Raw genomic sequence first — 11,658 nt, 5'->3', positions numbered from 1 at the left:
CGGCGCGGAACCCGGCCAGATCCGACGGCGCCAAGAACCCGCCGTGCGCGACGACGAAGTCCGCGATCGTCTCGGCGATGTCGCTGCGGTAGAACTCGGCGTGGGCGGCTTCGATGGCCTCTTCCCTCCCGGCGCCCGCGCGCTCGGCCCGTGTCGCCGCATCCGCCAGCCGGCGCAGTGTCCGGGCCAGAGCCGGCTGGCGCAGTCGATCACCCTCCTGCAGCGGTGCCCCGCCGGGCTGGAAGATCGCGGCGGAGGATTCCCAGCCCGACAGGCTGCCGGCCATCGTCGCGAGGTGGGCGGCCGTCCGCGGGTCCAGGACGACGCCGTCCGTCGCGAACGAGCTCGCCGCCTCCAGCACCTCCCCGACCGACATGGTGCCGTGCCGGGCGAGCGCGGTCAGCCACCCGGAGACCGCGCCGGGCACGATGGACGGCGCGCCGCCGAGCGGAAGCGCCCCGCCATAGCGCTGGCGGATGTGTTCCAAGTCGGCATCCGCCCCCCACACCCCGATGCCGGCGATGGCCTCGACGGTGGGCGAACCTGCCGGCGAGACGAGGATGGGGGCGATGCCCCCGAGATTGCACATGTCGACCTGCACCACGTTGGAAGCGAAGCCCGCGGCGACACCCGCGTCGATCGCGTTACCCCCGCGCCGAAGGATGTCGGCGGCGGCGTCGCTGACCAGCGGATGCCCCGCCACGACCGCCCAGCGCTCCCCGTAGATCGTGGGCCGCATCGATTCGGCCTGCGGAAACACGCCCGGGACGATACCGCCGCCCATGCCAGATCCCTGCGCGAGCGTCTGCCCAGAGCGGGTGTGGTTCGGTGTGGCGGGCGTGTGGTGCGTCATGACGACAACTCCCCTTCGTAGGTCGGCGCGCCGCCGCATCCGACGGCAGCAGAGAACACAGAACCCGCGAGCGGTTCGCGGTCGAGCTCGTCCGGCGACGCATCCACCCGCGCCGTCGTGATGATCAGGAGGTCATCGAAGAACGCACAGCTGGTCACCCGGCTCACCGGCACATCGATCTCCGCAACGACCTCGCCGCGGCGCGGCCCGGTCGTGGCGACGGCAAGAACCCGACCCGCCCCGAACACGGCGATCCAGAGGCGATCGAACTCATCGACGGCGAGCCCGTCGAGGGCGCCCGTGCCCTCCGGCATCCGGAACAACACCGTCCCGGGTCCGAGTTCACCGTCGCGGTGGGGGAATGAGGTCACCGTGCCCGCCGCCGAGTCGATGTGGAACAAGCGCGTGCCGTCGCACGAGAAGCCGATTCCGTTGGCGAAGCCGACACCGGACCGCACCGGAGTGACGCCGCCCGAACCGACTCTCAGCAGGTGCCCGGACCTCGATCCTCCGTCGGCGTCCACGGTCCCCAGCCAGAGGTGGCCGGTGGGTCCGGCGATGCCGTCGGAGAAACGGAGGCCGGCGGGGAGCTCGGGCGCGAGAACCCCGACGCGCGCGCCGCGTTCCTCACGCAGGATCGTCCGGTGCAGTGCGACGGCGGTGTGCCCCGACCGCAGCGGGATGATCGCGCTCACCGTCTGCCCGGGGTAGTGGGCCACCGCTGCAGCGTCACCGGACGGTGTGCGTTCCCACACCTGCCCGCCCAACAGGTCGAGCCATCGCACCGTGCGTCCGCCGCGGGCCGAGGGTACGACCCGGGGGCCTTCGCCGAGGCTCGCCGATCCCCTCGCCCACAGCTCGGCGCGAATCATGTCACGCTCGCGATCTCACGGTCGACGGCCTCCAGGACCGGGGCGAGCCGACGCTGGCGTCCCGCGCGCGCCGTCTCGTCGGCGCGGATCGTCACGGCGAGGCGTTCGCGCGCGGCGCGGGTGTCGGCCATCGCGACACCCGCGTCGACGACCTGCCGGCCCGCCACCCACACGCGGCTCACGTGTCCGCGGGCAGCACGCTCGACGATCACACCCGCTGCCTCGCGGGCGTCGCCCGCACCCCGGACCTCCACGTCCAGACCGATCATGTCCGCCGGCCCCCCGACGCGAATCCGCCCCAACCCGTTCGCACCCAAGGCGTCGGCACCGCCGGTCGTCGCCATGGCGATCACCGCTTCTGGGCTCACCGGGTCACCGATTCGCTCCGCGGCGACGATGGCGTCTCGCATGTCGTCGAAGATGTCGGGACGCTCTCGCGCACTGTCGGTGCCAAGGCCCACGCGAACACCGCGCCGCAGCCATTCGGCGACGCGTGCCGTGCCGACGGCGAGGTCATCGTTCGATCGTGGACAGTGAACCAAGCCCACCCCGGCGGCGGCGAGGCGTGCGATCTCGGCATCGTGCAGATCGACCCCATGGGCTGCCGAAAGGTCCGCTCCGATGATGCCCGCGCGGGCCAGCCGGGACAACGGCGACGGTTCGCCCGCCACCCAGCCCCGCTGCGATCGGCTCTCATGGAGGTGAGTGTGGCGGCGGTGGCCTCTCCCCGCGGCGGCGATCACCTCGAGACCCACATCGCCGACCCACTGCGGCCCGACAGGCCCGAGGCCGTAGCGCAGCAACCGGTCGGGATCGTCGTCGCCGCCGAGCACCTCGCGCGCCACGTCACCGAAACCTGTCGCCGTCACCCCGTGCCGAACGGCCGGAACGTCCCGCCAGGGGCCGCCCGCCGGGTCCGGAGTCAGCTCGGCACGATCGGTGAAGCCGAGGATCAGCAGCGCTCGCAGCCCGGCCGAAGTGACGGCGCCCGCCGTCGCGCGCATCCGCCGGACCACGCCGGCCGCCTCATCGAAGCCGTGGACGACGGCCTGCACCGCGGTGATGCCAGACTCGAGTGCGTGCGCCGCGGCGACGAGGGCATCGTCGGCCGGGTCGAGGTCGGTGGCCGTGGTGAGGCTGCACAGCCAGCTCTCCAGCGGTCGCGTCGGAATGTCCTGCGCCGACAGTGGTGTGCCGCGCAGATGGGTGTGGGCGTCGATGAGGCCCGGCATGAGCAGCAACCCCGCGTCGGCGGACGGCAGGCCCGTCGGCAGGTCCCGGCGGCGCCCGATCGCCCGCACCCGCCCATCCGCGATCAGGACGGCGCCGTCGGTGATCACCTCGCCGCCGACCCCGGTCAGGACGCGGTCGGCCCGCACCACGAACGGGGCCGCGGGGCTCACGTGCGCACCGCCCATCCGAGGAGGAACCGCTCCACGAGCGTGACCAGGCTGAACAGCAGCCACGCGACCACGGCGGAGAAGACGACGGCACCCCACATCGTCGGAACGTCGAGCGACAGCCAGGACTGTACGATCAGCCGCCCCAGACCCGACCCGCCGATGATCCACTCCGCCGTCATGACCCCCAGCACCGCGTTGGGTGCGGAGATCTTCAGCGCCGAGATGAAGGCCGGCATGGCGAACGGAATGCGCACGCGCGCGTATTGGAAGACGGGCGAGGCGTTGATCACCCGGAGCAGTTCCACGGCCTCCGCCGGCACCGATCGCAGCCCCAGGATGACGTTGACCAGAGTGGGGAAGAAGACAATCAGCGCAGCGACGACCGTGGTGGCTGCCGGCCCTCGACCCACCGCGAGGATGATGAACGGGGCGAGTGCGACGACGGGGATCGAACGGACCACGACGGCGAGCGGGTAGATGATGTCCGCGAGCGTTCGCGATGCGGTGATGACGATGGCCAGGGTCAAGCCGAGGAGGTTCCCAGCCAGGAAACCCGCGAGGGTCGCCAGCGCCGTGGTGCCCGCGGCGACCACGACGGCCGTCCAGTCGGATGCGGTGAGCACGGCGGCCGGGCTCGGGAGCACCGTCTCCGGGGTGCCGAGGAGCATTGTTCCGATCTGCCATGCGGCCAGCAGGACGACGACGACAAGGGCTGTCACCGCACCACCGCGCATTCCGGAGCGCCCGCGACGCGCCGCCAGGCGGATGGCCCGCGTGCCCGGAGCTTGTTGCGCAGAGGAGCCGGACGTCATTGTTCCTGCCCTCTCTGTGCGGAGGCGTGCCAGGGCACCGCGACTCGTCCGACGACCTCGAAGAGCACGACGATGAGTCCGTTCAGTACCGTCGCCACCAGCAGGACGGTCCATAGCAGGGGAACGTTGAAGCTGAACATCGCCTGGAGCAGCAGAACGCCCAGTCCGATCTCCGCACCCATCCATTCCGCGATGAGAGCGCCGATGAACGCCGCCGGGCCGGCGATCTTGAACGAGGAGAACAGCGCCGGCAACACCGCCGGAGCACGCAACGACCACAGGCGTCGCCAATACCCGAGCGCAAGGACGCGGCCGAGCTCATCGATGCGGGGGTCGAGCGTGCGGAGCGCTCCGCTCAGGTTGACCAGGACGGGGAAGTAGCACGCCAGTGCCGCCACCGCGACCTTGCTCCCCATCCCGAGACCCAACCAGGCCGTCAGTGGCGCGGCGATCGCGATGACGGGGATCGCGTAGAGGACGAGCGCGACGCGGAACAGCGCCTCACCGACCAGACGGAACCGGTCCACGACGATCGCCAAGACGATCGCGCATGACGCCCCGATCAGAAAACCGAGACCGGCTTCCAGCAGAGTGACGCCGGAAACCAGCATCAGCGGCTGCCACCGATCGATCGCCGTCTGGACGATGACGGTCGGCGGCACCAGAACCGAACCCGGGGCCTGCGTTGCCTGACCGGCGAACTGCCACGCCGCGAACAGCAACAGGTAGAAGGCGATCGGGACGGCGAAGCGACGCACGGCGGGCCGGGCCTGCGACCGGCTCACTCGTCCCCCAAGCCCTCGTACGATGCGCTCAGCAGGTCGGTGAGCTCCCGCTCATACGCCAGGAACTCCGGGGTCAGGAGGGCATCCAGCGTGCGCGGGCGCGGCAGATCGATCGGCCGGGTCGCGATGATCCGCCCCGGTTCACGTCCCATCACCAAGACGACGTCCGAGAGCATGATCGCCTCGCCGACGTTGTGGGTCACCAGAAGTGCAGTCGTTCCGGTGGCCTGCCAGATGCGTAGGACTTCGGCGTTCATCTGGCGACGCCGCAACTCATCGAGCCCGTTGAACGGCTCGTCGAGGAAAAGAACCCGCGGTTCGTCCACGAGGGCCCGCGCAATCGCCACTCGTCGTGCCATCCCGCCGGAGAGCTTGGCCGGTTGGCGGTCTTCGAAGCCCTCCAGCCCGACCAGCCGCAGCATCGCGGCGGCGCGCTCGCGTCGTTCGACCTTGTCCACGCCCTGCGCTTGCAGCGGCAACTCGACGTTGGCGGCCGCGGTACGCCACGGCAACAGCACCGGGTCCTGGAAGACGAAGCCGAACTCCCCCGCCGTCCGCGCCTCCGCAGGCGTACGGCCGAACACGCTCACCTGGCCGTCGGTGGGTTCAATGACGTCGGCGATGATCCTCAGCAGCGTCGACTTTCCGCAGCCCGACGGGCCGAGCAAGGTGACGAATCCTCCTTCGGGCACCTCGAAGTCGACGTTCTCCAGCGCGACGAACTCGCCGCCCTTGACATCGAAACGCTTGTCGATGGAACTGACGACGATGCGGTCGGTTGCGGCAGGCGCCAGCGGCGGGGCACTCATGTCCCGATCCTCAGGATCCGGGCGAGGTTCTCCCCTTCGACGAGTGCACGATCGGCGGCATCCGGAATCGCGCGAGCGATTTTCGCGCGCTCGAGCACGAAGTGACTCCCCGGCCAGTCGGTTCCCATCACGATCTTCTCCGGCCCCACCCGCTTGTAGGCCATCTGCACGTCCAGCAACTGGGTGCTCGACGTCTCCAGATAGATGTGCGGGTTCCGTTCCGACACGATCAGGGCCTCCGTGACGTTCCACACGGTGCCCATGTGCGCGATCAACACGGGGGCGTCCGGGAAGTTCCGGGAGATCTCCTCGATGGACAGCGGCGCGCACCAGGGGTCATCGAGTGCATTGACGAGCAGCGTCAGGCCCTCATCGCTCGCGACCCGGAAGATGGGGTCGAGGAGGCCATGGTCGGCGAAGTGGTAGCCGTGCAGTGTCGGATGGAGCTTGATGCCACGCAGCCCGAGCCGCGCGCATTCCCGCACGCTGTCCACCGCTCCCGGCACGCGCGGGTTGACCTGCCCGAACCCGATGATGCGATCCGGGTACCGTTGCACGACCGAAGCGATGTACGGGTTGTCGATGCTCTGTCCCAGCGAGCAACCCACGGCCAGGTCGATACCGGCTTCGTCCATGTGCGTAATCATCACGTCGGGGGTGAATGACTCGGAGGTGAGGTAGTCGGAGGTTCCCGACGATTCCCAGATGTTGTTGTAGGCATCGATGATCATGTCCAGGGTGCTTTCTGTCAGGGCTCTCGGACGAACGGGAGCGGCGCCGGGGTGCGGCACGGGCGCCGCTCCCCGGCACCGGCTCAGTCGAGCAACGAGGTCTTGCCGCCGTAGACGTCGTCGAGCACGGAGGTGTCGACGATCTCGCCGGCGTCCAAGGTCGCTTCCAGGGTCCCGGTTTCGACGAGTGCATCGATGATGTCCTGCATCTTGTCGGTGTCGATGCGGAGAACGCCGGTCGGCGACGAGATCAGATCGGCTTGGATCCGAGCCGTCTCGGTCTCGGTCGTGACGTCAAGGCCGCCGGTGGGGTTGACGTCGTCGACGACGATGGCAGCGCCGTCAGCGGGGTTGGCGTTCATCCACTCGTACCCCTTGGCGGCAGCCGTCATGAACTTCACGACTGTGTCGCGATCGGACTCCAGCATCTCCCGGGTGGTCACGATGACGTTGCCGTAGCTCGGGATGCCGAGGTCATCGAGGTACAGATACTCCACATCGAGTCCTTGCGTGGCCAGCGCGGCGCCCTGCGCGGTGGCGTACCCGCCGTAGCCGTCGACCTGCTGGGTGATGAGCTGCGTCGGGTCGGCGCCGGCGGGCACGATCTCCACGGTGCTCAGGTCCACGCCGTTGGCTTCGAGCGCCGACTGCAGCTGGTCGATACCGTTGTCGGGGAACGCAATGGTCTTACCGCTCACATCCGCGGCGGAAGTGATCGGGTTGTCGGACAGGCTCATGATCGCCAGGGGCGACTTCTGGAAGATCGTGCCGATGGCCACGAGGTCTTCGCCGCTCTCGATCGCCTGCAGGAGCAGGGTGTTGTCCTCGTCGCCGATGTCGGCCTTGCCGCCGGTGATCTGCTGCCAGGCGAGGATGTTCGCGCCTCCGGCTGTGAAGGTCGCGTCGATCCCCTCGTCGGCGAAGTAGCCGTTGGCGTCGGCGGCGAAGTAACCACCGAACTGCGTGATCTTCAACCAGCTGAGCTGATAGTTGACGGCGGTGGTCGCCTCACCGCCGCCGTCACTGGTCTCCTCGGGGGTGCCGGTACCGGCGCACCCGGTCAGTGCCAGTGCAGCGGCGGCGGTCGCGGCGATGAGCAGACGGCTCGCGGTGCGCGAGATTCGAGAGAGAGGGGCCATGCGGGCACTCCTTGCTGAAGGGACGGGTGGTGCAACGGACTCTGATGACACTCGACGCGGCGCGTCTTGGGTCACTATCCAACGACTGTGGCGGCCCGGGCACAATCGACAACCTGGACGGGTTTCAGGAGTCAGTGTTTACATATCGTCGGGCCGGAACCTCGGTTCTCCCTGGGCTGTGCGCCACCGTTACCCGCCGATTGTTTACGACATGTAAATGTGTTGTTCCGAAAGCGTGTCGATGACGTCAGCCCGAACTCGCCAAGTAGGCGCGCCAGCCGCCGAAGTCGGTGATGTCCTTCGCCCCGTCGAGCGCGATCTGCTCGCAGAGGAATCCGGCGACAGCGGTGCCGTCGGCGAGGTGGACCCTGCCGATCCCCATCGGCTGGGGAAGAGCAGCGACGAATCCACCGAAACCGGCAGCGGGGACCCGCCAGATCTCTCCTGCCACACCGGTTCCGCCGTCGGAGACCCGCACCAGGCCCGGTTTGGCGGGCGTGGTCGGCAACGCGAACAAGCGATACTCGGCTGCCGTTCGCGCCTCCGTGATGAACGTGCCGCCCGCGGCGACCAATTGCGCATTGAGCGGCTGACCACGCAGATGCGCACCGACGACGAGCAGATCGACGGCGGGCGACGTCAGTCGCTGCGCCAGCTGCGCCAGTGTCCGGTCTGCGAACGGTGCGCCGGTGAGCATGATCCCGAAGGGCGAACCGGCAACGGCTCCAGCGGGGACCGCGAGTGCGCTGCGATCGAGGAGGTTGGCGAAGTTCGTGTAGCGCCCCATGCGACTGTTGGCGCCGATCGGATCGCGCGCGACCTCGGCGAGTGTCGGATGCCAGGTCGTCGTCGGCGTCAACAGCGCCACCGTCCCGTCGAGTCTGGCCAGCCCCTCCATGCCCCATCGATCGAGTCGTTCTCGGTCGCGGAAATAGTCGACGGCTCGCGCCTGGCGGCCACCCAGCACGATCTGTGCGACCGAGGGATCGAGGTCGGTGCCGATCAGGTCTTCGTGCTCGGCGATGAAATCCCCCACCGCTGCCGTGCGTTCGGCGACGAACGCCCCTCCGTACAGCAATGCGGCGGCATCCAGCAGGGGCGCGATGTCGACCTCGACGACATCGATGCCCATCGCGGGCAGGGACGCGACCAACCGATGGAACGCCTCCTTCCATCCCGCGGCGAGGCCGTCGAGGTGTTCCGACGTGGGGACGGCGACACGGGGTCGGGCCTCGATCGCGGGCGCGGGGCGGTCGACGCGGGCGATCGGATCGATGCCGTCGGGCCCGCTCATGATCTCGGTCACGGCGCGCGCCAAGGTGAGCTCGCGCGCAAAGACGGTCACGCAGTCGATCGTGCGACACGCAGGGACCACGCCGGTGGTGGGCACGAGTCCGACCGTGGGCTTGACTCCGACGATGCCATTGAGCGCGGCGGGGACCCGCCCCGACCCGGCGGTGTCGGTGCCGAGCGCGATGTCGACCAGCCCCATCGCCACGGCGACCGCTGATCCCGAACTCGAGCCGCCGGAGATCCGCGTGGGGTCCCATGCCGACCGGACCGCACCGAACGGACTCCGGGTACCCACGAGCCCTGTCGCGAACTGGTCGAGATTCGTCTTGCCGATCACGCACGCACCGGCAGCGCGCAGTCGTGCGACGGCCGTGGCATCGGCAGACGGCCGGTAGGCGAAGCGACGACTCCCCGCGGTGGTGTCGAATCCGGCCACATCGATGTTGTCTTTCACGGCGGCCAGGCTCCCCGCCAACGGAAGCGACTCGCCGTCCACGACCCGGCGGTCGATGTCTTCTGCCTGGCGTACTGCGTCGGCCTCGGGAAGCAGTGAGATCCAGACCTCCGGTCGGTCGACTGCCGAGATCCTCGCATACGCCTCGCGCACCCGCTCTGCGACGCTCATGGGTGCACCCGTCTCGCCGACTGACGGCCCGCCGGGTCGGGGGCAGGGTGACCGCGACCGGACTGTCCGGCGGGGCGGCGGGATACACGGCGATTCAGCAGTGTCGCGTCAGCGGTGCGCATCGGTCGGGTCCTTTCGCAACGGTCGAGCAGTGCTCGTCGCTTCCACGCTAGGGGACAACACGCCAGCCACCCCACCCGGTGTCGAAGAGGTTCCACAAAAGCTCAGGGGCGTCAGGTCTGGGCGCGCTCGCGCTCGACGTGGCTGCGGGCGTGGGCGACGGCGGCATCCAGGCTCTGGAACAGGTGGTTCTGGTGCCGCAGCGACGCGATCACCCCGACCTTGGTCACCAAGCGCAGGTGCCCGGGCTGGATGCCCTTGATCAGCACCGTGATCCCCCGCCGCTCCAGGGTGTGCACGAGCTCGGTGATCACTTGCGCGCCGGTGGCGTCCAGCATCCGTACCTGCGACATCCGCAGGATCACGACCGAGACGTCGTCGATCTCGGCGACGCGGTTGAGGATGCTGTCGGCCGCGCCGAAGAAGAGCGCCCCGTCGAGGCGGATGAGGGCGATGCGTTCGTCGCCGTCGTGGGCCGGCGGCGGCAGCTCTTCGCGATGCACCCCGGTGGAGCCGACCATCGACCGCAGCGCGAAGAACGCGGCGACAGCGATGCCGATCGCGACGGCGTAGATGAGGTCGACGCTCACGGTGATCACGGCGGTGATGATGAGCACCGCCGCGTCGGCGCGCGTCGACGTGACGATCGTGCGGATCGCGGCGAACGGCACCATCCGCACCGAGGTGACCATCAGCACACCCGCCAGCGCGGCCAGCGGGATCTCGCCGACGACCTCCGACCCCGCGTACACCACGAGCACCAGCACGAGCGCGTGGACGATCGCGGCAGCCCGCGTGCGCGCACCGGCGCGGATGTTCACGGCGGTGCGCGCGATCGCACCGGTGGCGGGCATGCCGCCGAACAGTCCCGACGCGACGGAGGCGAGCCCCTGTCCGACGAGCTCGCGGTCGGCATCGTAGGGGCCAGTGGCCGAGTTGGATGCCGCAACACGGGCCGACAGCAGGGATTCGATGGCCGCGAGAGCGGCGATCGCGAAGGCCGGGCCGACGAGCATGAGCAGGGTCTCGCCGTTGGCGAACGGCATCCGGGGCGCGGGCAGCGCATCGGGCAGCGCGCCGATCGCGTCGACCGGGGCACGCAGCACCCAGGCCGCGACGCTTACCACGATGATGGCGATGATCGACCCGGGGATCGCGGGGTGGAGGCGGGTCGCACCGACCATGATCACCGCGACGACCGCCACGATGCCGAGCGACCAGCCCGCCGTGGCCGGGTCGATCGCCGCGACCGCGTCGACGGCGGCGATCACGGCGCTGCTGGACGGATGCGGCGCCGCGCCGACGGCCGTCGGCACCTGTTGCAGAAAGATGATGACGGCGATGCCGAGGGTGAACCCCTCCAGCACCGGCCAGGGGATCAGCGTGACCGCACGCCCCAGACCCAGTGCGCCGGCCGCGACGACGATGACCCCGGCGATGAGGCAGACGACGGCGAGGACGCCGACCCCGTGCGCGGCGATGACAGGGCCGAGCACGACGACCCTCGCACCGGTGGGCCCCGACACCTGCACGTTCGATCCGCCGAAGACCGCCGCCACGACACCGGCGATGATCGCGGTGACCAGGCCGCTGGCGGCGCCGGCCCCCGAGCTGACCCCGAACGCGAGGGCGAGGGGCAGCGCGACGATGCCGACGGTGATGCCGGCGACGACGTCTTGACGCCAGGTGCGGTGCAGCAGGCGGTAGTCGCGCCAGCTGGGCAGCAGACGGGTGACCGCGGTCAACGCGCTCACGAGGTCACGGCTTCGCGGGATGCCGGCGCGGACGCATCGGGCAGCGCGGCGGTCGCGGCGAGCTGGTCCTGGGTGGTGTGGAGGACTTCGCCCAACAGTGACCGGGCCACCCGTAGCAGGTCGGCGACTTCGGGGTAGGCGAGTCGGTAGAACACCAGACTGGCGCGTCGCTCGGCGGTGACGAGGTGATGCCGGCGCAGCACCGCGAGGTGCTGGGAGAGGTGCGACGGTTCCAGCCCCAGATCTGCCAACAGGTCGGCGACCGACGCCTCCGGCGCGGCAGAGAGCAGTTCCAGCACCCGCACGCGCACCGGGTGGGCAAGGCCCTTGAACAGATTGGCTTTGACCTCGTAGAGGGGTCGTTGGGCATCGGTGAACACGCATACCTCCGATATGATGGTTTCACAATATCGCGATATCATCACCGCCTCCACCACCGGTGCGACCCCGACCGCGACGGAT

The 11,658-nt window shown here is 69.5% G+C and carries 11 protein-coding genes; all 11 read right to left on the bottom strand.

From position 1 onward, the window contains the following. On the bottom strand, window positions 1-853 hold an 853-nt coding region (locus ACK5KK_RS09415), incomplete at its 3' end, for a gamma-glutamyltransferase (RefSeq protein ID WP_416889827.1). Next, window positions 850-1,725: an SMP-30/gluconolactonase/LRE family protein gene (locus ACK5KK_RS09410; RefSeq protein WP_416889826.1), complete on the bottom strand. Its 876-nt coding sequence runs from the start codon at window positions 1,723-1,725 to the stop codon at window positions 850-852. The genes ACK5KK_RS09415 and ACK5KK_RS09410, both read right to left, overlap by 4 nt. Continuing rightward, window positions 1,722-3,128: an amidohydrolase family protein gene (locus ACK5KK_RS09405; RefSeq protein ID WP_416889825.1), complete on the bottom strand. Its 1,407-nt coding sequence runs from the start codon at window positions 3,126-3,128 to the stop codon at window positions 1,722-1,724. The genes ACK5KK_RS09410 and ACK5KK_RS09405 overlap by 4 nt, the downstream gene beginning before the upstream one ends. Next, window positions 3,125-3,847: an ABC transporter permease gene (locus ACK5KK_RS09400; protein ID WP_416889824.1), complete on the bottom strand. Its 723-nt coding sequence runs from the start codon at window positions 3,845-3,847 to the stop codon at window positions 3,125-3,127. The genes ACK5KK_RS09405 and ACK5KK_RS09400 overlap by 4 nt, the downstream gene beginning before the upstream one ends. A gap of 89 nt (window positions 3,848-3,936) precedes the next feature. Continuing rightward, on the bottom strand, window positions 3,937-4,725 hold the full coding sequence (locus ACK5KK_RS09395) for an ABC transporter permease (RefSeq protein ID WP_416889823.1): 789 nt from the start codon (window positions 4,723-4,725) through the stop codon (window positions 3,937-3,939). After that, the gene (locus ACK5KK_RS09390) at window positions 4,722-5,534 is read right to left on the bottom strand and encodes an ABC transporter ATP-binding protein (RefSeq protein WP_416889822.1); all 813 of its coding nucleotides are present in this window, start codon (window positions 5,532-5,534) and stop codon (window positions 4,722-4,724) included. The genes ACK5KK_RS09395 and ACK5KK_RS09390 overlap by 4 nt, the downstream gene beginning before the upstream one ends. After that, window positions 5,531-6,265 (bottom strand): amidohydrolase family protein, encoded by a 735-nt coding sequence (locus tag ACK5KK_RS09385; RefSeq protein ID WP_416889821.1) that lies wholly within the window; start codon window positions 6,263-6,265, stop codon window positions 5,531-5,533. Before ACK5KK_RS09385 ends, ACK5KK_RS09390 begins: the two co-directional genes overlap by 4 nt. Window positions 6,266-6,348: 83 nt before the next feature. Beyond that, on the bottom strand, window positions 6,349-7,404 hold the full coding sequence (locus ACK5KK_RS09380) for an ABC transporter substrate-binding protein (RefSeq protein WP_416889820.1): 1,056 nt from the start codon (window positions 7,402-7,404) through the stop codon (window positions 6,349-6,351). 247 nt (window positions 7,405-7,651) lie between these two features. Further along, window positions 7,652-9,322: an allophanate hydrolase gene (locus tag ACK5KK_RS09375; RefSeq protein ID WP_416889819.1), complete on the bottom strand. Its 1,671-nt coding sequence runs from the start codon at window positions 9,320-9,322 to the stop codon at window positions 7,652-7,654. Window positions 9,323-9,555: 233 nt separating this feature from the next. Next, a complete protein-coding gene (locus ACK5KK_RS09370; protein ID WP_416889818.1) occupies window positions 9,556-11,196 on the bottom strand; it encodes a SulP family inorganic anion transporter in 1,641 nt (546 codons plus the stop codon). Then, window positions 11,193-11,576, bottom strand: a complete 384-nt coding sequence (locus tag ACK5KK_RS09365) for an ArsR/SmtB family transcription factor (RefSeq protein WP_416889817.1) — start codon at window positions 11,574-11,576, stop codon at window positions 11,193-11,195. Before ACK5KK_RS09365 ends, ACK5KK_RS09370 begins: the two co-directional genes overlap by 4 nt. Window positions 11,577-11,658 lie beyond the last annotated feature (82 nt).

Source organism: Microbacterium sp., assembly GCF_047972865.1.
Lineage (GTDB): Bacteria > Actinomycetota > Actinomycetes > Actinomycetales > Microbacteriaceae > Microbacterium.
The sequence above is the reverse complement of the archived record's forward strand: the minus strand, read 5'-3'. Positions and strand labels throughout refer to the sequence as shown.